This window comes from Methylovulum psychrotolerans, assembly GCF_002209385.1.
GTDB classification, from domain to species: Bacteria; Pseudomonadota; Gammaproteobacteria; order Methylococcales; family Methylomonadaceae; genus Methylovulum; species Methylovulum psychrotolerans.
This window is the reverse complement of the sequence record NZ_CP022129.1, coordinates 892,910-913,401: the sequence shown is the minus strand read 5'-3', so window position 1 is coordinate 913,401 and position 20,492 is coordinate 892,910. Positions and strand designations below refer to the sequence as shown.

Below are 20,492 nucleotides of genomic sequence, written 5' to 3'. Positions count from 1 at the left end.
CCCTTTTACCAACTATGAGTTTTAATGAAGGTTTCTATAGCAGCCTGCATACCCTGTTTGATTTCATTGCTAAAATCACCCGTCTCATTAATGGAATCCATCAGAGCGGCGTGTTCGGCTTTCATGTAGCCATGTAAGGCCGCTTCAAAATCCAGCACCTTATTGACTTCAACCGAATCAAGGAAACCCTCATTGGCGGCAAACAAAGAAACGGCCATTTGCGCAACTGACATCGGCGAATATTGATTTTGTTTCATCAATTCCGTAACCCGTTGGCCACGCTCAATTTGTTTTCTGGTGCTTTCGTCAAGGTCAGACGCGAACTGGGCAAATGCCGCCAACTCACGGTATTGCGCCAAGTCCAAACGGGTACCGCCACCTAACTTTTTAATGATCTTGGTTTGTGCCGCACCGCCTACCCGCGATACCGACAGACCCGCGTTAACCGCTGGCCGGATACCCGCGTTGAACAGGTTGCTTTCCAAGAAAATTTGTCCGTCGGTGATGGAGATCACGTTAGTCGGTACGAAGGCCGATACGTCACCGCCTTGGGTTTCGATAATCGGCAACGCGGTCAACGAACCGGTTTTGCCTTTCACCTTACCGCCGGTCAGCTTTTCGACTTCGTCGGCGTTGATACGCGCGGCGCGTTCCAACAAGCGCGAATGCAGATAGAACACGTCACCCGGATACGCTTCACGGCCTGGCGGACGGCGCAACAACAGCGACACTTGACGGTAAGCCCAGGCTTGTTTGGTCAAATCGTCATAAATGATCAGCGCGTCTTCACCACGGTCACGGAAAAACTCGCCCATTGAACAGCCGGTATACGGGGCAATGAACTGCATAGCCGCCGATTCGGAAGCGGAAGCCGCGACGATGATGGTATGTTCCATCGCGCCATGCTCTTCCAACTTACGCACCACGTTGGCGATAGATGAACGTTTTTGGCCGATAGCGACATAAATACACTTAATGCCGGTGCCTTTTTGGTTGATGATGGCATCAACGGCGATAGCGGTTTTACCGGTTTGGCGGTCGCCGATGATCAGCTCGCGCTGGCCGCGGCCAACCGGAATCATCGCGTCAATGGATTTCAAGCCCAATTGGACGGGCTGGTCAACCGATTGGCGGGCAATAACGCCAGGGGCAATCTTTTCGATAGGTGCAGTTTCGTTGGTGTCAATCGGGCCTTTGCCGTCAATCGGGTTGCCTAAGGCATCGACGACGCGGCCTAACAACGCTTCACCGACCGGGACTTCCAAAATCCGTCCGGTACATTTTACGGTGTCGCCTTCGGAAATGTGCTGGTAAGAACCTAAAATAACCACACCGACGGAATCCCTTTCAAGATTCAACGCCATACCGAAGGTATTTTGCGGGAACTCTAACATTTCCCCTTGCATTGCTGCGGAAAGGCCATGAACCCTGACGATACCGTCAGACACACTGACCACGGTGCCTTCCGTATGAGATTCAGAACTCAAATCAAAGCTTTCGATCTTCTTTTTAATCAGATCACTAATTTCAGATGGGTTTAATTGCATGATTTTTTCTCACTCTCACTGAAGAGTTTTTTGCATGTGTTGAAGCCGGCCTCTAATAGAACCGTCAATTACTTGATCGCCAGCGCGTACCAGAACACCGCCAATGAGTGATTTGTCTACGGCTACATTCATATTAATTTTTTTGCCCAGCGATTTTTCCAGAGTGTCGGCAAGCCCTTTATGGGCGGCTTCTGACAGCTCATAAGCGGATGTCACCTGGACATCAAGATAACCTTCATACTCCGCCTTATACTCTTCAAACAGCTTGGCAATTGTCGGCAACAAAGGCAGACGACCGTTTTGCACCAGCAATTTAAGGAAATTAGCCGCTTCTTCATCAAGTTGGCCTTGACAAATATCGAGCAAAAGAGTAGCTACGCTTTGCTTACCGATCTTAGGGTTATCAACTACGCCAGAAATGTCCCCACTGCCGATAACCGCCGCCATAAACGCCAAACCTTGCGACCAGCTTTGCATAGCCGCCGTCTCTTTGGCGCGTTTAAACGCCGCTACCGCATAAGGTCTTGCCGATGTCGCCAATTCGCTCATGGTGCTTAACCTAATTGATTAGAGACATTATTAATAATGTCCTGATGCTTAGCCGCGTCGATTTCCGCACCCAAGATTTGTTCGGCGGCGATCAGCGCCAACTTAGCAACTTCTTGGCGCAGGCCGTCTTTGGCTTGCTGCATTTCTTGCTCAACTTGTGCGCGTGCTGCCAGAACCAAACGCTCGCCTTCTTTTTTGGCGGCATCTTTCGATTCTTCAACAATTTCGTTCGCACGTTTTTGCGCAAGGCTGACAATTTCCGCAGACTGCGTTTTGGCCTCTTTCAAATAGCTTTTGGCTTTTTTCTCGGCCAACTGCATTTCTTCCTGACCTTTTTCAGCCGCCGCCAAACCTTCGGCAATTTTCTTTCTACGTTCTTCTAAAGAGTCAAATAAAGGTGGCCAAATGTACTTCATGGTAAACCATACCAGAAGTGCAAAGGTAATCATTTGCCCAATCAGAGTAGCATTGATGCTCACGATGCGTTCCTCTTGTCGCTATTAAAATTAGACTGTTTAATTAGCCTGCCGCAGCAGCTTGGACAGCAGACAAGAACGGATTTGCAAAGGTAAAGAATAACGCCAAACCGACACCGATCATGGTTACCGCGTCCAACAGACCGGCGACAACGAACATTTTTACTTGCAGCATAGGCACCATCTCTGGTTGGCGGGCCGCACCTTCCAGGAATTTACCGCCCAACAGACCGAAGCCTATCGCAGTACCTAAAGCGCCCATACCTAAAACCAGACCTACTGCGATAGCAGTCATACCTTGCACATCAGCAATCAATCTTGCAATTTCCATGAAACCTCCAAAACGTATATCAAGTTATAAAAAAGTGTAAAAAATTAATGGTCTTCGTGCGCCATACTCAAATAAACAATCGTCAGCACCATAAAGATGAACGCTTGCAGGGTAATGATCAGAATATGGAAAATGGCCCAAGGAAAACTCAAAACCGGTTGGATATACCAAGGCAGTAAAGCGATCAGAATAAAGATCAGCTCGCCCGCATATAAGTTACCGAATAACCGCAGCGCCAGTGAAATGGGCTTGGCCAGCTCTTCGACCAACTTCAGCAACAGGTTAAACGGCAGCAGCCACGGCCCGAACGGCTGCAAGGTCAGTTCTTTGGTAAAGCCCCATACGCCCTTAATCTTGATGCTGTAAAAAATAATCAAGAAAAATACGGAAATGGACATGGCAAACGTGGCGTTTAAATCGGTACTCGGCACCACCCGCAAATAATCGATGCCCATTAAGGAACCGATCAGCGGCAAAATGTCTACAGGGAACAAGTCCATAAAGTTCCACAAGAACACCCAGCAAAAAATGGTCAACGCCAACGGCGCGATCAGTTTGCTATGGCCGTGGAAGCTGTCTTTGACTTGCGTGTCGACAAACTCAATGAGCATTTCGGCAAAACTTTGCGCCAAACCCGGCACCCCGGCGGTGGCTTTATCGGCGGCGGTCTTAAAAAACCAAACGAACAAGCCGCCTAAAACCGCTGAGAAAAACAAAGTGTCAAGATGTAATGACCAAAAGCCTTCGCCAACCCGCAGCGCAGTCAAATGGTGAATAATATATCCGGTTGCACCTTCGGCAGCGTGAGCTTCGGTAGCCATTGTTCCTCTCTTTAAATAGTCAATGTCAACGCATTAATAGCGCGAACCAAAAAACGGCTATTGCCGCCATATAGGTGGACAATAGTGGAAATATGTTTATGTTAGGAAGCTGAAAAGCCGCAGCAAACAAGATAACCGTCAGCGCCCATTTACCCGCCTCACCCAAGTAAAAGCGGTTAATGAGGATTTTTGCGGACTTGCCGGCCGGATTGCGCATTTGCCAACCAAAAAACGCATTGGGGATAAACGCCACCACCCCGCCCACAGCAGCCGAACCCGCCTGTTGCCATCCTAATACGACAGCAAAGCCGAAAACGGCAGTTGTTATTATCAGAAATTGATAAATAAGCACTTTGCTGACAGTAGATAATTTTCTAGCTGCCACCTGACAAACTCCAAACATAAAAGCTGTTGGATTATAACGACCTGTTTTGATTAAATCAAGGTCGGTGTGTCGGCAATTGCTTTAGGCTGCCCCTTATCAACGCCTTACACGGCTTTTTTCTGCTTTATTTTTCAAAATATTAGCAATTTCACCACGTTTTTGGCAAAATGGTGGACACCCTAAATCCTTATAAAAAATAAGGTATATAGCGGACGGTTATTACCCCACAAGATAAGCTCCGCACAGCTAATCCTTCCCCGCATCGGCCACTCAAGCCTGACCAACCGCTAAACGGGAAAACAATATGACGGGTATCCGAGAGCGGTAATTTTTGTTTAAAAAACGTCTCTCACAAAGAACAGGGACAAATTGATTGATAAGCAAAAAACAGCCTTCATACAGCCCGCAGTTAACGCCGTTGAATCTACGGATTCCAGAGCCAATGCGTTTTAGGGAAAAGAATTTAGCATATCGCAAGGACATTGACCAGACAAAAAAACCGCAATAGGACATACAAAGCCAAAACTACGCGATAAAGCAATCGGAACACTGCTTTTGTCATTCATACCCTACATCCACAAGCCTTTGCCCCTACGCCAATCTATGCGATTATAAGTCCATCACCGACCGATCAGGACTTATACCATGCAGGGCCAACTGAAAAAAATGTCCGGGCAACTCGCCTCGCCCATCTTATACGACCTACCGCTAAACGACACCAAAATCCCCCTCAACCCGTTCATCGGCCAGCCCATCAAACTGACCAACACCGGCAAAATCCTCTGCCTGCATTGCGGCAAAGCCATTAAAAAGACCTATAACCAAGGCTATTGCTACCCCTGCTTCATCTCTTTGGCGGAATGCGATTTGTGCATCGTCAAACCCCACACCTGCCATTATGCGGCGGGGACATGCCGGGAGCCGAGCTGGGGCGAAGCGTTTTGTTTCCAACCGCATATCGTCTATCTGGCCAACTCCAGCGGCATTAAAGTCGGCATCACCCGTGCCACCCAAATCCCGACCCGTTGGATAGACCAAGGCGCGAGCCAAGCTTTGGCAATTTTTCAAACGTCATCGCGCCAGATTGCCGGATTGGTGGAAATGGTGTTGGCCCAGCATATCAGCGACAAGACCAACTGGCAGCAAATGCTGAAAAAAACCGCCGAGCCTATCGACCTGCCGGAACGGCGCGACCACTTGTTGCACTTGTGCGCCGCCGAGCTGGCGGCCATCAGCGAACGCTTTGGCTTAGGAGCGGTTGAACCGCTAAGGGGAGACGTGGTGGAATTGGCATTTCCGGTCAGCCAATACCCCACTAAGATCAAATCCCTGTGCCTGATCAAAACCCCGGAAATTTCCGGCATCCTATTAGGCATAAAAGGACAATATTTGCTGTTAGACAGCGGCGTGTTAAATATCCGCAAATATACCGGCTACGAAGTAAACTTCCAAGCCTAAGCATTAAACGGGAGCGCGGGCATCTTGCCCGCACAAGAGCGGGTAAGATGCCCGCGCTCCAAAGAGACAGCAGGCCGGGCAAACCCCGTTAACACTTAGGAACGTATATGAAATTAAGTGGGCGTTTATTACACCTCAGCGTATTAAACCCCACCCCAGCCCTTGACAGGGGAGGGAGCAAATGGCTTCCCCGTCATGCAGGCGAACATTAGAAGAAAAGCCCCTCCCCCTGCCAAGGGGGAGCCCTTCGGCTTCGCTCAGGAGGGAGGGGGTTGCCGTACTTTCGCCTGTACAACAGGTTTTTATTTCATGCAAATCCCTTAGTGGATAATACCCTGCTCTTTCAACGCGCCATGAATGTCATCCAGTGATTGCGTGTCGGTATCGAAGGTACTGTCGGCCAATTCGGCAGGGCAAGTGGTGCAAATCGCCACCAAGCCGGCATTCTTCAGCGCCAGCACCAACTCGGCATTGGCGGTTTCCAGCACCGTGGTCGCATGGCCGTTATCAAACAGCTTTCTTTCCAACTGATAGGCCACGGTTGCGCTGTCCGCACCCGTCAACAAAACCGCCGCCGGGGTTTGGCTAAAGCGGGACGCGCGTTCTTCGATACTGACCGATTGCAGGCCTTCATCATCAGATACGCCGATAATCATCCCCGCACCGACCGTACCGTTCGTCAAACGGTCGATGATAATAAATGACCCCGTGCCACGGCTGGTTTTATACGCATCAAACACCACTGGCGATGTCACCGACACTGTACAGCAACCGATTTCGTTCAGCTTAACCTCGGTCGCATCATGATGCTCCAAGGTATTGACATCAATACGGTGATGGATCAGCGACACCGAACCGAACACACTGCGTGTCGCCAGCTTAATGACGTATTGGCGGCCTGGGGTCAGGGCTTTTTCGGTCATCCAAACGATATGCGCCTTAAACTTATCGGCCACCACCGCTGAGACCAGCTCTTTGCCGACCAGCATATCGCCACGGCTCACGTCAATCTCATCTTCCAAGGTCAACGTCACCGACATCGGTGCGAACGCCTGCTCAATATCGCCGTCATACGTCACGATAGATTTGATCTTACTGCTTTTACCGGACGGCAGAGCGGTGACCAAATCGCCTTTATTGAACACACCTGCCGCGACCGTACCGCAAAAGCCCCGGAAATCCAAGTTAGGACGGTTGACGTATTGGACAGGGAAACGGGCATTGTCAAAATTGCGGTCATGGGCAATCACCACCGTGTTCAACGCTTCCATCATCGGCACACCGGTAAACCACGCCATGTTCTCGCTAGGGTTTACCACGTTATCGCCGTCCAGCGCCGACATCGGGATAAACTGCACGTCTTGCAAATCCAAAGTGGCAATAAAATGCAAATAATCGGCTTTGATTTGCTCAAACTTCGCTTCGCTGTACTCAACCAAATCCATTTTGTTAATGGCGACGATAACGTGCTTAATGCCCAGCAACGACGCGATAAAGCTATGGCGCTTGGTTTGGGTTTGTACACCGTAGCGGGCATCGATCAAAATGATCGCCAAATCGCAAGTGGACGCGCCGGTCGCCATATTGCGGGTATATTGCTCATGCCCAGGGGTGTCAGCGATGATGAACTTGCGGGTAGAGGTCGAGAAATAACGGTAAGCCACGTCGATAGTGATGCCTTGCTCACGTTCGGCCTGCAAACCGTCCACCAACAACGCCAAATCGATTTTACCCGCACCCGTGGTGCCGGACTTGACGCTATCGGCCTGCACAGCCGCCAATTGGTCTTCATAAATCATCTTCGAGTCGTGCAATAAGCGGCCTATCAAGGTGCTCTTGCCGTCGTCAACGTTACCGCAAGTTAAAAAGCGTAACAGCTCTTTACGTTCATGTTGTGCCAGATAGGCGTTAATATCAGTGCTGATCAGATCGGATTGATGGGACATGGTATTAGATTCAAAGTAAAAGGTTCAAGATAAAAACTGACGTTACGCAGTAACGGGCTTTACCCCCGTTTGCCGCGCCGAGCATCGCAGGTTTTGTCGGGATCAGCCCGAAGGGGCGCGGCAGGGATGCCGCGCGTCGGCAGGAGGGCAGGAGCCCTCTCTGCCGACCCCCGACAAAACCGAGAAGCGCAGGATCAAGCGGCAACCGGGCCGCCTTTTCTTTGGATACTTTCTTTTCGACTGCACGGATGCAGAAGGTAGAGCAATGCAGGAGCAATTGCCGAGGCGGAGCAAAAGAAAGTATCTCGCCTTCGGGTGCGAGAACCCGATTAAAAAAACCGTCGCGACAGCGACTCATCACTACATTTTTCAATATCGCAAAAGTGGCAGCGTAACATCAGATAAAAATACAACCGCTTTAGCGGTAGGCCCCGCCATTATTATTCGCCAACGCCGGGTCTGTACAAAGCCCCATTAATACGCCGGCCTCATTACAAGCCACCGTATCCAGACAAGCCGCATTATCGCCGCACTGCAAAGCCTGTAAGGCCTGCAACACTTGCGTCAATTGCGTGACATCCAAGCTGTTGACATCCAAATTATTGGCATCCAAACCGCCGCCCGCCGCCACAGGGCCGGGTAAAACGGTATTGGCCGAACCGCCGCCGAACTTGCCGCCCAAATCTTTAAGCCGACCTTGCACCTTATCCATCAACTCACTGACGGAAGGGACGGCTGGGTGGTGTGGCAGTTTTGGGGCAGACGGAGCCAAAGACCCCACCGCCGGGGAGCTTGCGGTATTGACAGGCTGGCGGTCGGCACGGGTGGCGCATTCGGTATCCGAATAAACGATACCGCCATACCTATCGGTGCACTTATACACGCCGCCATAACTGCCCGCAGACACGCACAGCAGGCTTAAGCACAGTAACCGATTAACCGCCATCTGATGAATAGCCATAAAAACTCCCGCAGTCAGCCAAAGCAAACGAGGTGTTAGAAATACCCTTCGCGTTTTTTCTGCTCCATAGAGCCGGATTGGTCATGGTCGATCAAACGGCCTTGACGCTCGGAAGTGGTCGTTAATAACATCTCTTGGATAATCTCCGGCAATGTCGTAGCTGTAGACTCAACCGCACCCGTCAGCGGATAACAGCCTAAAGTCCGAAACCGTACCATCTTCATTTCAACCTTATCATCCGGGCCTATCGGCATACGCTCATCATCGACCATGATTAACATGCCGTCTTTTTCGACCACCGGACGTTCTTTAGCAAAATACAACGGCACGATAGGAATCTGTTCCAAATGGATATATTGCCAAATGTCCAGCTCCGTCCAGTTCGACAGCGGGAACACGCGGATGCTTTCGCCTTTATCGATCTTACCGTTGTAAATGTTCCATAATTCGGGGCGTTGGTTTTTCGGGTCCCAGGTATGGTTTTTGTCGCGGAACGAATAAACCCGCTCTTTAGCCCGCGATTTTTCCTCGTCACGGCGGGCCCCGCCGAAAGCGGCATCAAATTGGTATTTGTTCAAGGCTTGCTTAAGGCTTTCGGTCTTCATCACGTCAGTATGTTTCTTACTGCCGTGGCTAAACGGGCCGATACCTTGTTCAACCCCGTCCTGATTAATATGCACCAGCAAATCCAAGCCCAACTGCTTAACCCAGTCATCACGGAAAGCGATCATTTCCTTAAACTTCCAGGTCGTATCGACATGCAGCAAAGGGAAAGGCGGTTTGCCCGGATAAAAAGCCTTCATGGTCAAATGCAGCATGACCGCCGAATCTTTGCCTATCGAATACAACATCACAGGACGTTCAAATTCAGCTGCCACTTCACGAATGATATGAATGCTCTCAGCTTCCAGCTGTTTAAGATGTGTTAATTTATAATCGGTCATTTAAAAGTCCGTCAAAGTTGGGTGAAACACTATGTCAATCAGACGCTCAAGCCGCGCCCTATACTAAATTTGAAGCCTCAGTTAATACCAATTCCCGCCATGTCTCTCCACTATTGCAAGGTGTTTAATTTAAGGTGGCTATCTTAATGAGTCGCTATCGCGACGGTTTTTTTAATCGGGTTCTCGCACCCGAAGGCGAGATACTTTCTTTTGCTCCGCCAAAAGAAAGTATCCAAAGAAAAGGCGGCCCGGCTGCCGCTTCTTCCTGCGCTCCTCGGTTTTGTCGGGGGTCGGCAGAGTGGGCTCCTGCCCACCTGCCGACGCGCGGCATCCCTGCCGCGCCCCTTCGGGCTGATCCCGACAAAACCTGCGGTGCTCGGCGCGGCAAACGGGAGTAAAGCGACGTTACTGCGTAACGTCAGGGCTATAAAAACTGTTGTAAAGCGGTTTGCAGGTGCTGATAAATGCCGCCGAAGCTGCCGTTGCTCATCAGCACGACATGCCCGCCTTGCGGGGCCTCGGCCAGCACACGCGCGATAATGGCCTCCAGCGACGGGCAGATTTCGATATTATCGGCATACTGTTGTAAGGCCGTCAAATCCCAACCCAACGCTTCCGGCTGATAAATGACCGCCACATCCGCTTGGCTTAACGAAGCGGCCAGCGTTTGGCTATGTACGCCCATGCGCATGGTATTGGAGCGCGGCTCGACAATAGCGATGATGCGCTGCGCCCCGACTTGCTGGCGCAAACCGTCTAAGGTCGTGGCGATGGCGGTCGGGTGGTGGGCAAAATCATCATACAGCGTGACCCCGTTGATGGTCGCCAACACCTCCATACGCCGCTTGACATTACGGAACTGCACCAAAGCGGCGACCGCGTCGGCAGGTTGCACCCCAACATGGGCAGCGGCGGCCAATGCCGACAACGCGTTATAGACATTATGCCGGCCCGTCAGCCCCCATGCCACCGTAGCCTGCTCGCTGCCGGCAAAAAATACCTTAAACAAACTGCCGTCCGCTTTCAGCAACTGCGCATCCCATTGCCCTTCACCAGCAATTGACGTGCCGACCACCTTTGTCCAGCAGCCCATCGCCAACACATCATTCAGGTTAGCGTCGGCGACCGGGCTAATCAGCAAGCCCTCACCCGGCACTGTCCTGACCAAATGGTGGAATTGCTTTTTAATCGCGTCCAAGTCAGGAAAAATGTCCGCATGGTCAAATTCAAGGTTATTTAAAATCGCAGTACGCGGGCGATAATGGACAAATTTTGAGCGTTTGTCAAAAAATGCCGAATCATACTCATCGGCCTCGATCACAAAAAACTCACCGCCGCCCAGCCGCGCCGACACGCCAAAGTTCAGCGGAACACCGCCAATCAAAAAACCCGGTTCGAGGCCGTTATAAGCCAATATCCAGCTTAACATGCTGGTAGTCGTGGTTTTGCCGTGCGTACCCGCCACCGCCAACACCCATTTGCCTTGCAACACCTGCTCGGCCAACCATTGCGGGCCAGACAGGTAGGGCAAGCCCAAATTCAGCACCGCCTCCACCTCAGGATTACCGCGCGACAGGGCGTTACCGATAATCACCAAATCGGGGCGTTCGGCCAAATTCTCCGCCCGATAGCCGGAGAGCAATTGGATGCCTTGCGCTGCCAATTGCGTACTCATAGGCGGATAGACGTTTTGGTCAGACCCCGACACCCGATGCCCCAACTGCTTGGCAATCACCGCCAAGCCGCCCATAAATGTCCCGCAAATACCTAAAATATGAATATGCACTGTGTCATCCCGTTGCACGGTTTAGTTATGTTATGAATTTTTTTAACAGGCCGCGCCATTGCCATTAAATTAATGGGTAGGTCGGGCAAGCGGTTCTGCCCGACAGCAGCCGTTCGGTTTGCCGTGCCTTTTGGCTGCGCACAAGGCCACATCCGGCAGCATTGGAAAATATCGGGCAGAACCGCTTGCCCGACCTACGCAACGAAAGCATATCAGTTGCCAGTCTACCCGCAACGCCAGAAAAATGCTGTTAACTATGCACATTAAACGGCTCAACCCATACCGCCTCGCCGGGCTGTACACCTTGGCAAGTGGCGGGCAAGACGATGTAACAGTTGGCCTTATGCAACGTGCTTAGCACATGCGAACCCTGCAAACCCGCCGAGGCGACCGTCAAACTGCCGTCGGCGGCTTGGCTGAAAATGCCGCATTGGAACTCCTGCCGCCCAGGGGATTTTTTTAACAGGCTGGTGCAGGTAGCCAGCAGCCGTAGCGGCGGCTGGTAGGGCAGACCCAACAAGCAGTGCAGACCCGGCTGCACCAACTGCCGAAAAGTCGCCATCACCGCCAAGGGGTTGCCGGGTAAGCCGAAAAAATGGCAACCCGCCAGCGTACCGAACGCCAAAGGCTTGCCCGGCTTCATCGCCAGCTTCCAAAACGCCACCTGCCCGCGCTGCGCCAATAATGCCCGGATATAATCCGCCTCACCCACCGACGCGCCGCCCGTGGTGATCAGCACATCCGCCGTCGCAGCGGCCTTAAGCAACGCCGCCTCCAATTGCCCCGGATCATCGGCCAGTACCCCGCCATCCGTGACCTGATAACGCGGATCAGCTAATAAACCGCCTAACAAATAACGGTTGCTGTCATAAATTTGCCCAGAGGCCAAGGCTTGCCCCAAACCGACCAGCTCGTCGCCCGTCGAAAAAAAGGTAATGCGCAAAGGCCGCACCACCGCTACCTGTGCCACCCCCGCCGCCGCCAACAGCCCCAAATCGGCGGGGCTTAAGGTGGTATGGTCGGCGCACAACGACGCACCGAGCCGCACGTCTTCCCCGGCTTGGCGGACATTTTGCCCCGGTTTAGGCTGGGGTGGCACTCGCACCGCCGCGCCGTCAACGCGCACTTGCTCCTGCATCACCACCGAATCGGCTTGCGGCGGCACCACCGCGCCGGTAAAAATCCGCACACATTGCCCGGCTTGCAGCATACCTTGAAAAGGCCGTCCCGCCCACGCCGTACCGACACACTGCAAAGTGACGGCGGCATCGGCGCTGACATCCGCGCCAGCAAAGGCATAACCGTCCATCGCCGCATTCCGTTCGGGCGGCAGATTGGTCTGCGCCGTCACCGGACGCGCTAAAACCCGCCCCAAAGCGGCGGGTAAAGCGACAGTTTCCGTGTCTGCTATCGGTGCCAGTGCCGCCAAAATCCGCGCCAAGGCTTCGGCGACGGTCAAGAGCGGTTTTGCCTCATACGCGCAACTGTCGATCATGCTGCCAACACCTGCGTCATGATGAACTCGGCAAGCTGCTGCGGACGGTTAATGTCCAAGCACGGCAACGGCGGCGGCAAATCCAAAGCCTCGTCACTGGCGACCGCGATAATATCCGGGTCGTCAGGATATAACAAGGGCTGCGCTAGCTCTCGGCGGTGCAATTCAATCTTAGGAAATTTTTCCGCTTTAAAGCCTTCGACCAGAACTAAATCCACCCCCGTCTGGTCAAACTGGCGTAAGCTTTCGGCCAACTGCGGCTCACACACGGGTAAGATGTCCGTAATCATAGCGCTGCGGTGGCGGGACACCAACAGCACCGGGGAAGCCCCAGCCGCGCGTAAGCGGAAGCTGTCCTTGCCGGGCTGGTCGATTTGAAAATCGTGGTGGCTATGTTTAATCAGGCCAATCCGTAAGCCTTGGTTTTTTAACAGCGGAATCAGCGCTGTCAGAAGCGTGGTTTTGCCGGTACCGCTGGCGGCGACAAAACCGAGTACGGGGATTTGCGAATATTGCATGGATGCCAATTCATCAGACTGTTATCTTGTGCAAGCTATTCTAAGGTATTATGGGCTTAACCTCTATTTAATCCCGCCCAACCGATTATTTACGGAGCCCGCTTTGATCCGCATCATCTTCTTATTACTGCTGGCCATTATCGGCTATTTTGCCTTACGCGGCAGCTTGAAAAAAGCCTTTCCGCCCGGGCGGCGACCCACCCGCTCCTTGATTTGGGGCTTATGCGGCGGGGGCCTGTTACTGTTGGCGCTGACCGGAAACCTCAACGCCTTAGCGGCCTTCATCACCCTTATTGCCGCCTTGCTGTTACGGCTAATGCCGTTGCTTACCGCTATCTTACCGCATCTGCACCGTTTTTGGACACAGCAGGGTGGTGGACAAGGCCAACATTCGGCACATTCCGCCCGCCCTAAAGGCGGCATGAGCCACGACGAAGCCTACGAAATCCTCGGCTTAAAACCGGGGGCAACCGAACCGGACATCCTCGCCGCGCATCGGCGGCTAATGCTAAAAAACCATCCAGACCGGGGCGGCTCGGATTATCTCGCCGCCAAAATCAATCTGGCAAAAAAAACCTTGCTCAATCCCTAACGCTTATGAAACGCCGAGCCCCCCAGCCGATTTTTCTAATCTCCCTGACCCTCGCCGCCCTCTTCGGCGTAACCCCGCCAAGTGCCGCCGAACCTCCTGCACCTGCCGCGCCCAAGAAAATACCAGCGGCGAAAAGCCCCGCCGCCCCGCCCAAAACCGCCGCCCATGCCGCCGCGCCCAGCAAAGCCCTACCTGCCAAGCTGCCGAAACCTACGGCAAGCCTTGCCAAAAAAGCCCCTACCAAAGCCCCCGCCTTGGAGGCAAAAAAATATTATCAAGTCCAACCGGGCGAAACCCTGTATTCCATCAGTGTAAAAACGGGCCAAGTGTTCCAAAATCTGGCACAATGGAACCGTTTACCCTCGCCTTACCGCGTCAGCGAAGGGCAAACCCTGCAATTGTTCGAGCCGCCCGAAGAGCCTGTGCCTGAGCAAAAGCAAGCAAATCCCATACCCGCCCCAGAAAAACGTGACGCAGTTCAAAAATTCACAATTCCCCCCCTTAAAAAAACCGCGCCAAACGCTATAATCAACCCGCGCAAAGCCAGTAATACCGCCGCCGCCAGCAAATCTGCCCCGTTGGCTGAGAAAAAACGTGACACTCCCGTTACCGATAAAAAAATGGTAAAGTTAGGCTATAGATGGCCTATTACAGGCCGCATCCTCAGAAGCTTCGCACAATCAAATAAACAAGGGATTGATATAGAAAGCAAAAACAAACAATCGGTGGTAGCGGCAGCAGCCGGACGCGTCGTTTACATCGGTCAAGGCCTAAGCAACCTAAAAAACCTGCTGATCATCCAACACAATGGCCCTTATTTGACCGCTTATGCCAATAACAGCCGCATTCTTGTGAAAGAAGACCAAAACGTGGCGGCTGGGCAAGCCGTTGCCGAAATCGGCACGGCGGCTAACGGGCCCTACAGCCTACATTTTCAGATAAGAAAAAACGGCACACCCGTAGACCCGCTGAATTTCTTAGCCAAATAGCACCATTCAGGGTTCTGGCTTAGGCTCTAGCCGGGTAAGGCACGGAACGGCAGAGCGCAACCTTTTTACAGCACAAAATCCGATAGCCTTACCAGACGCGGACACTCTAGGCCGCAATAAAATTAGCAGGCGGGGCAATGTTGCACCGGACAAAGCCTTAACCCGATAATTCCGAACTTTATTTATGAATGAAACCTTGCTAGTACCAGCGGATGATGACATTACGGCAACGCTTGATGATGAAACGTTTACGTTTGATGAAGACAGCGAAATTGCCGGGACTATTAACCCACAAGAACTGCTGGACTTAGACACCGAAGTCGCCGCACTAAAAAGCAAAGCCCCCCAAGATTTCGATGCCACCCGCACCTATCTGAGCGAACTGGGCCGCTCGGTGTTACTGACCGCCGAACAGGAAGTCACTTACGGCAAACAAGCCCAGCAAGGCGACCAAACCGCCCGCAACATCATGATCGAAAGCAACCTGCGCTTGGTGGTAAAAATTTCCCGCCGCTATATTAACCGTGGCCTGCCCCTGCTCGACCTCATCAACGAAGGCAACCTGGGGCTGATCCGCGCCGTGGAAAAATTCAACCCCGACAAAGGCTTCCGCTTCTCCACCTACGCCACCTGGTGGATCAGACAGGCGATAGAACGCGCCATCATGAACCAAACCCGCACCATCCGCCTGCCCATCCATATCGTCAAAGAAATGAATGTGTACCTTAAGGCGCAGCGCCATCTCGCGCAGTTGCTGGACCGCGAACCCACGCCCGAAGACATCGCCACGCATCTGGACCGCCCGCTGCCGCAAGTGGAAAAAATGCTCAAACTCAACGAGCGCGTCACCTCGGTGGATTTACCCAGCCTGCAAGAGTTTGACAAGCCCATCCTAGACTCCTTGTCCAGCGACACCGCCCTGCCCCATGACGAACACATCCAAGCCGAAGGCATCCGGCTCAACATCTGCCATTGGATTTTCGAACTGCCCGACAAACAGCGCGAAGTGATCTGCCGCCGCTACGGCCTGTGCGGCTACCAAGAATGGACACTGGAACAAGTCGCCCAAGAACTCGGCGTAACCCGCGAGCGCATCCGCCAAATCCAAATGGAAGGCCTAAAAAAGCTCAAAGAGATCATGCACACCCACGGCTACTCCTTTGAAGAAATTTTCAACTAATGGACGTGTACGACATAAAATCCGTTGTAGAGCCGTTCCCTGAGCGAAGCCGAAGGGAGCGGCTCTTCGGCTTCGCTCAGGGAACCAGAGATGGAATCCCGTGCAGCCGCCCTTGGCAAGTGAGGGAGCAAACGTCTTCCCGTTATAAGTAGGCGTGCATATATCTTTTAACATTTGCGAATTAAACCCCACCCCAGCCCTCCCCTTCACAGGGGAGGGAGCGTTTTCCCCGTCGAACAGGCGAAAATGAGGGGAAAAAGCCCCTCCCCCTGCCAAGGGGGAGGCTGGGAGGGGGTTGCCGTACTTTCGCTTGTTCAACAGATTTTATTTCATACACGTCCCTAAGCCCCCAATCTTATGCGCCACCTACTCACCAGCCTACTCACCCTATTACTGTCCGCCTGTATGCCGCATATCCAGCCCGCAGGCGCACCTGTGACCACCGCCCAACTCCTACCCCACCGTTACCTGACCGCCGACGCGACCTTACTGCCCCTGGCAAGCTGGCAACCCGACCAGCCGCCCACCAGCGTCATCATCGCCCTGCACGGCTTTAACGACTACAGCCACTTCTTCCAAGCCAGCGGCGAATTTTTCCGCCAGCACGGCATCGCCAGCTACGCCTACGACCAACGCGGCTTTGGCGGCAGCCCCCAGCGCGGCGGCTGGAGCGGTGCCGCCACCTTAAGCCAAGACCTCAACAACTTCGTCCGCCTCGTCCAACACCGCCACCCCCACATCCCGCTGTTCGTCCTCGGCGAAAGCATGGGCGGGGCGGTGGTCATCAACACCTTTAGTCAAGCCGACGCACCGCCCGTCAACGGCCTCATCCTCGTCGCCCCCGCCGTCTGGGCGCGCACCACCATGCCCTGGTACCAACCGCCGCTGCTATGGACACTCGCCCACACCGTCCCCAAACTAACCCTAACCGGACGCGGCCTAAAAATCCTCGCCTCCGACAACATCCCCATGCTCCGCGCCTTAGGCAAAGACCCACAAGTCATCAAAGCCACCCGCGTCGAAGCCATGTACGGCCTCGCCGATTTAATGGATGCGACCCTAGGCCTAGCCGGACAACTCCCGCAACCCAGCCTGCTGCTCTACGGCGACCACGACCAACTCATCCCCCCCACCCCGACCCGGCAATTCATCAAAACCTTTAGCCAAAGCCCAGACAAAACCATCGCCTTTTATAAAAACGGCTACCACATGCTGCTCCGCGACCTTGACGCCGCCACCGTCCGCCAAGACATCTTGGCTTGGATCACCACGCCAGACAGCCCCCTACCCTCCACCGCCGACCATTACGCGCAAAGCCGCCTTGGTGTTGACATACGCACCGATTAAGTTACCCAGCGGCGTAGCTTAGCCCAAAAACTGTTGCGCTTATTCTCCAGCTTTTCCAGCCGCCTATTGACCCAAGCCAATCTTTCTTTAAACTCCACATTAAGGGGCGACTTAGCTACTAATTCCACCCGTAAAGCTTGGGCTTGCCGATAATAGTCCAAGGTTAAGGAGAGATTGCCTTGTTGTTCATAATGCTTGCCTAATTTAATGAGGGCAATGGTTAAGCCATTGGTAAAACTCAGATGATCGGGGGCGGTGGCATGAAGCTCATGTTCCAAGCGGTGGCAGTCTTGATACCAGCTCAAGGCACGTCCCAAGTCGCCCAGCGTGGTGTGGGTGTTGCCTAAGTGTTGACAGGCCACCGCCAACTCGTGTTTAAAGCTCGGATGGTCTGGAGAGGCGGCATGGAGTTCCTGTGCCAGCCGGTGGTAGTCTTCATACCAGCGCAAGGCCTGTTGCAGGTCGCCCAGCGTGGTGTGGGTGATGCCTAAGTATTGGCAGGCAATTGCCAAGCCGTTGGTAAAGCCCAGATGATCGGGGGCGGCGGAACGGAGTTCCTGTATCAAACGGTAAAACTCTTCATACCAGCGCAAGGCCTGTCCCAAGTCGCCCAGGGTGGTGTGGGTGATACCTAAGTTTTGGCAGGCCACCGCCAACAGATTTTTAAACTCCGGATGGTCGGGGGCGGAGGCATGGAGTTCCCGTGCCAAACGATGGTAGTCTTCATACCAGCGCAAGGCCTGTCTCAAGTCACACAGCGTGGTGTGGGTATTGCCTAAGTGTTGACAGACCACAGCCAACTCGTATTTAAAGCTCGGATGGTCTGGGGAGGCTGCATGGAGTTCCTGTTCCAAGCGGTAGCAATCCTGATACCAGCGCAAAGCCTGTCCCAGGTTGCCCAGCGTGGTGTGGGTGATACCTAAAAAACAGCAGGCCACCGCCAAGCCGTTTTTAAAACCCAGATGACCGGGGGCGGCCGCATGGAGTTCCTGTGCCAAACGATGGTAGTCTTCATACCAGCGCAAGGCCTGTCCCAAGTCGCCCAGCGTGGTGTGGGTATTGCCTAACTTTTGGCAGGCCACCGCCAACTGATTTTTAAAGTCCAGATGACTGGGGGCGGCGGTATGGAGTTCCTGTTCCAGGCGGTGGTAGTCTTGATACCAGCGCAAGGCCTGTTGCAAGTCTCCCAATGTGGCATGGGTGTTGCCTAAGTGTTGGCAGGCAACCGCCAAACCGTTTTTAAAGCCCAGATGGCTGGGGGCGGCGGCATGGAGTTCCTGCTCCAGGTGGTGGTAGTCTTGATACCAGCGCAAGGCCTGTTGCAGGTCGCCCAGCGTGGTGTGGGTGATGCCTAAGTGTTGGCAAGCAACCGCCAAGCCGTTTTTAAAGTCCAGATGGCCGGGGGCGGCGGCATGGAGTTCCCGTGCCAAACGATGGTTGTCTTCATACCAGCGCAAGGCCTGTTGCAAGTCTCCCAGCGTGGTGCGGGTGTTGCCTAAGTATTGGCAGGCCACCGCCAGATCGTATTTAACGTCCGAGTTATCCGGCTCGCGCTGGTGAAGCGCTGCCATGACGGTATGCTCATCGGTAAAAGCCCTTAATGCCTTGTCCGGGTTACCTGTGGTCAGGTGGTAGCGGCCTATGTGTCCGTGCAACACGGCAAGCTTATGATCTCCCGGCAACCCAGCCGTGACCGTTTCGGCATGGCGGCAGTAAGCCGCCGCAGCCGCGTAGCTGGCGTTGAGCAAATGCCCGCTGTCAGCTTCATGAGCCAGCTTGTCAATCAGCTTAGCGACCAAGCCCGCACAATAACCCGACAAGTGTTCGGCATTTTTATGGCGGGTGATCTCCTGCACCACGGGGCTGGTTTTGTAGTGACTGACCCCGTATTGGGTGCTGTTCTCCAACCAACCGCGTGCCGCCAAGCCGCTGAGGGTATCGGAGAAGATTTCTTCGTCGGCTTCGGGGGGTAACAGCAAGTCCGCCAAATCGCCATAAGCCCAGTTTTCCGCTGGCAACACCGCCAAGTTACTCAATAGCCGTTGTTCGGCTGCGCTGAGCGGTGTTATCTGCTCCAACTCGTCATACAGGGCGGCGATGATGGCGGTGGGGTTGGCGGCCTGTAAGACGGGCAACACGCCTTTGCCCATCACGTTAACCGTTTTGGTTTTGGACAATTGCAATAGCCCGCGTTGTTGCAAATCCGCCAGCAACTGGCTCAGCGGGTAAAACACCTTGTTGGTGTTCACCGCCGCCAAGTTCTTCGCCAACAGCTCCAGCACCAGTGTGTTGCCGCCCACCGCTTGGTAGATGCTGGCAAACAACCCGTCATCTTCGCTGCTGTGCTGCGGGTAATGGCTGTTGAAGACGCGTAAGGCCACCGCCTCCGGCAAGGCTTTAATCGGGTAACGGTCAGCACCGTTAAAGCTCAAACGGCTGGTGAGCAGGATATGGCAGTTGGTGCAGGCGTGTAAAAAGCCCCAGTGTCGCCCCAGCTCTTCGGCATTATTGGCGTTGTCGATAATCAGCAAACAGGGCGCGGTGAGGTTGGCGACGGCGGCTTGCAGCACCTCCAAACGTTGCGCCGTGGGCATCGCATCGGGGAAGCCCACTTGCAAAGGCAAGGCCAGCATCAGCAAGGCATCGTCCAAGCGGCTGGGGGCATACAACCAAGCGGTGTGGGCGTAATGGCTTTGGTAGATTTGCCAATACTTCGCCGCCAATGAGGTTTTGCCGATACCGCCCTGGCCGTTGACCAACAGCAAGGGCTGCTTGCTTACTTCCAGCTTGGCGCGTATCGCCGTCAAATCTTCCTCGCGGCCTTCGAACACGTCGGGGATGAAGGGCGTAGTCGTCAGGTGGCGGGGGATGGGCGGGCTGTTGTGGTAGTGGATCTCCGATTTTTCGTAATACGCCCCCTTGACCGTTATCTGCCGATCAATATCATAATAGTCGCGTCCGGCAATATGGCCTGTGCCTGAGTGGGTTTGTCCGGTCATGGCTGTGCGCTGCGGTAGTTGGCTGTGCCGGGGATTTTAACACCAAGGTAGCGTTGGGCAAGCGGTTTTTTGGGGATTTAACGCCTCCCATACAAGAGCCGGAAGATAAGGAGCCTGCATAAAAATTAACCCCGGCAAATCTTATCGTGAAGCGGCGGCCTCTTTGGA

Annotated in this window: 18 protein-coding genes; 5 read left to right on the top strand and 13 right to left on the bottom strand. The window is 53.6% G+C overall.

What is annotated here, in order from left to right:
* Positions 1 to 5 precede the first annotated feature (5 nt).
* The 6 genes from atpA to CEK71_RS03935 are packed head-to-tail and all read right to left on the bottom strand — an operon-like array spanning position 6 to position 4,109.
* On the bottom strand, positions 6 to 1,547 hold the full coding sequence (gene atpA / locus CEK71_RS03960; RefSeq protein ID WP_088618167.1) for a F0F1 ATP synthase subunit alpha: 1,542 nt from the start codon (positions 1,545 to 1,547) through the stop codon (positions 6 to 8).
* 15 nt (positions 1,548 to 1,562) lie between these two features.
* Entirely contained in the window at positions 1,563 to 2,096 is a 534-nt protein-coding gene (locus CEK71_RS03955) for a F0F1 ATP synthase subunit delta (protein ID WP_088618166.1), read from the bottom strand.
* A 5-nt stretch (positions 2,097 to 2,101) separates the two neighbouring features.
* The gene (locus CEK71_RS03950; RefSeq protein WP_088618165.1) at positions 2,102 to 2,575 is read right to left on the bottom strand and encodes a F0F1 ATP synthase subunit B; all 474 of its coding nucleotides are present in this window, start codon (positions 2,573 to 2,575) and stop codon (positions 2,102 to 2,104) included.
* A 40-nt stretch (positions 2,576 to 2,615) separates the two neighbouring features.
* Positions 2,616 to 2,903 carry a F0F1 ATP synthase subunit C gene (gene atpE / locus CEK71_RS03945; RefSeq protein ID WP_019864635.1) on the bottom strand — a complete coding sequence of 96 codons (288 nt, stop codon included), beginning with the start codon at positions 2,901 to 2,903 and terminating at the stop codon, positions 2,616 to 2,618.
* Between the two features lie 44 nt (positions 2,904 to 2,947).
* The gene (atpB, locus tag CEK71_RS03940) at positions 2,948 to 3,724 is read right to left on the bottom strand and encodes a F0F1 ATP synthase subunit A (protein ID WP_088618164.1); all 777 of its coding nucleotides are present in this window, start codon (positions 3,722 to 3,724) and stop codon (positions 2,948 to 2,950) included.
* A gap of 25 nt (positions 3,725 to 3,749) precedes the next feature.
* The gene (locus CEK71_RS03935; RefSeq protein ID WP_232463758.1) at positions 3,750 to 4,109 is read right to left on the bottom strand and encodes an ATP synthase subunit I; all 360 of its coding nucleotides are present in this window, start codon (positions 4,107 to 4,109) and stop codon (positions 3,750 to 3,752) included.
* A gap of 645 nt (positions 4,110 to 4,754) precedes the next feature.
* Between CEK71_RS03935 and CEK71_RS03930 the strand changes: the two genes are divergently transcribed.
* On the top strand, positions 4,755 to 5,567 hold the full coding sequence (locus CEK71_RS03930) for a DUF2797 domain-containing protein (protein ID WP_088618162.1): 813 nt from the start codon (positions 4,755 to 4,757) through the stop codon (positions 5,565 to 5,567).
* 320 nt (positions 5,568 to 5,887) lie between these two features.
* Here CEK71_RS03930 and cysN read toward each other — a convergent pair whose 3' ends face one another.
* The 6 genes from cysN to mobB all read right to left on the bottom strand — a co-directional run bounded on the left by cysN (position 5,888) and on the right by mobB (position 13,217).
* Positions 5,888 to 7,513, bottom strand: coding sequence for a sulfate adenylyltransferase subunit CysN (gene cysN, locus CEK71_RS03925; protein ID WP_088618161.1), 1,626 nt, complete (start codon positions 7,511 to 7,513; stop codon positions 5,888 to 5,890).
* Positions 7,514 to 7,931: 418 nt separating this feature from the next.
* Positions 7,932 to 8,474 carry a DUF4124 domain-containing protein gene (locus tag CEK71_RS03920; RefSeq protein WP_088618160.1) on the bottom strand — a complete coding sequence of 181 codons (543 nt, stop codon included), beginning with the start codon at positions 8,472 to 8,474 and terminating at the stop codon, positions 7,932 to 7,934.
* Between the two features lie 35 nt (positions 8,475 to 8,509).
* Positions 8,510 to 9,418, bottom strand: a complete 909-nt coding sequence (gene cysD / locus CEK71_RS03915; RefSeq protein ID WP_088618159.1) for a sulfate adenylyltransferase subunit CysD — start codon at positions 9,416 to 9,418, stop codon at positions 8,510 to 8,512.
* A 424-nt stretch (positions 9,419 to 9,842) separates the two neighbouring features.
* Complete coding sequence (gene mpl / locus CEK71_RS03905) at positions 9,843 to 11,204, bottom strand: UDP-N-acetylmuramate:L-alanyl-gamma-D-glutamyl-meso-diaminopimelate ligase (protein ID WP_088621496.1); 1,362 nt, start codon at positions 11,202 to 11,204, stop codon at positions 9,843 to 9,845.
* Between the two features lie 250 nt (positions 11,205 to 11,454).
* Complete coding sequence (gene moeA / locus CEK71_RS03900; protein ID WP_088618158.1) at positions 11,455 to 12,699, bottom strand: molybdopterin molybdotransferase MoeA; 1,245 nt, start codon at positions 12,697 to 12,699, stop codon at positions 11,455 to 11,457.
* Positions 12,696 to 13,217: a molybdopterin-guanine dinucleotide biosynthesis protein B gene (gene mobB / locus CEK71_RS03895; RefSeq protein WP_088618157.1), complete on the bottom strand. Its 522-nt coding sequence runs from the start codon at positions 13,215 to 13,217 to the stop codon at positions 12,696 to 12,698. The genes moeA and mobB overlap by 4 nt, the downstream gene beginning before the upstream one ends.
* A 103-nt stretch (positions 13,218 to 13,320) precedes the next feature.
* On the opposite strand from mobB, the gene CEK71_RS03890 reads away from it, so the two are divergent.
* The 4 genes from CEK71_RS03890 (at position 13,321) to CEK71_RS03875 (ending at position 17,325) form a co-directional block, all read left to right on the top strand.
* On the top strand, positions 13,321 to 13,809 hold the full coding sequence (locus CEK71_RS03890) for a DnaJ domain-containing protein (protein ID WP_088621495.1): 489 nt from the start codon (positions 13,321 to 13,323) through the stop codon (positions 13,807 to 13,809).
* A 5-nt stretch (positions 13,810 to 13,814) separates the two neighbouring features.
* Entirely contained in the window at positions 13,815 to 14,798 is a 984-nt protein-coding gene (locus tag CEK71_RS03885) for a peptidoglycan DD-metalloendopeptidase family protein (RefSeq protein ID WP_088618156.1), read from the top strand.
* A 184-nt stretch (positions 14,799 to 14,982) separates the two neighbouring features.
* Positions 14,983 to 15,978 (top strand): RNA polymerase sigma factor RpoS, encoded by a 996-nt coding sequence (gene rpoS, locus CEK71_RS03880; protein ID WP_088618155.1) that lies wholly within the window; start codon positions 14,983 to 14,985, stop codon positions 15,976 to 15,978.
* Positions 15,979 to 16,335: 357 nt separating this feature from the next.
* Positions 16,336 to 17,325 (top strand): alpha/beta hydrolase, encoded by a 990-nt coding sequence (locus CEK71_RS03875; protein ID WP_088618154.1) that lies wholly within the window; start codon positions 16,336 to 16,338, stop codon positions 17,323 to 17,325.
* Here the strand turns inward: CEK71_RS03875 and CEK71_RS03870 are convergent.
* A complete protein-coding gene (locus CEK71_RS03870) occupies positions 17,322 to 20,324 on the bottom strand; it encodes a tetratricopeptide repeat protein (RefSeq protein WP_088618153.1) in 3,003 nt (1,000 codons plus the stop codon). The two genes, CEK71_RS03875 and CEK71_RS03870, sit on opposite strands and share 4 nt — an antisense overlap.
* Positions 20,325 to 20,492: the final 168 nt, after the last annotated feature.

Bases quoted from the DNA above. Each gene is read 5' to 3' on its own strand.
- CEK71_RS03930 (WP_088618162.1), top strand. From the start codon at position 4,755: ATGCAGGGCCAACTGAAAAAAATGTCCGGGCAACTCGCCTCGCCCATC.
- CEK71_RS03875 (WP_088618154.1), top strand. From the start codon at position 16,336: ATGCGCCACCTACTCACCAGCCTACTCACCCTATTACTGTCCGCCTGT.
- moeA (WP_088618158.1), bottom strand. From the start codon at position 12,699: ATGATCGACAGTTGCGCGTATGAGGCAAAACCGCTCTTGACCGTCGCC.
- mobB (WP_088618157.1), bottom strand. From the start codon at position 13,217: ATGCAATATTCGCAAATCCCCGTACTCGGTTTTGTCGCCGCCAGCGGT.
- cysD (WP_088618159.1), bottom strand. From the start codon at position 9,418: ATGACCGATTATAAATTAACACATCTTAAACAGCTGGAAGCTGAGAGC.
- atpE (WP_019864635.1), bottom strand. From the start codon at position 2,903: ATGGAAATTGCAAGATTGATTGCTGATGTGCAAGGTATGACTGCTATC.
- atpB (WP_088618164.1), bottom strand. From the start codon at position 3,724: ATGGCTACCGAAGCTCACGCTGCCGAAGGTGCAACCGGATATATTATT.
- CEK71_RS03955 (WP_088618166.1), bottom strand. From the start codon at position 2,096: ATGAGCGAATTGGCGACATCGGCAAGACCTTATGCGGTAGCGGCGTTT.
- CEK71_RS03870 (WP_088618153.1), bottom strand. From the start codon at position 20,324: ATGACCGGACAAACCCACTCAGGCACAGGCCATATTGCCGGACGCGAC.
- cysN (WP_088618161.1), bottom strand. From the start codon at position 7,513: ATGTCCCATCAATCCGATCTGATCAGCACTGATATTAACGCCTATCTG.
- CEK71_RS03920 (WP_088618160.1), bottom strand. From the start codon at position 8,474: ATGGCTATTCATCAGATGGCGGTTAATCGGTTACTGTGCTTAAGCCTG.
- rpoS (WP_088618155.1), top strand. From the start codon at position 14,983: ATGAATGAAACCTTGCTAGTACCAGCGGATGATGACATTACGGCAACG.
- CEK71_RS03885 (WP_088618156.1), top strand. From the start codon at position 13,815: ATGAAACGCCGAGCCCCCCAGCCGATTTTTCTAATCTCCCTGACCCTC.
- atpA (WP_088618167.1), bottom strand. From the start codon at position 1,547: ATGCAATTAAACCCATCTGAAATTAGTGATCTGATTAAAAAGAAGATC.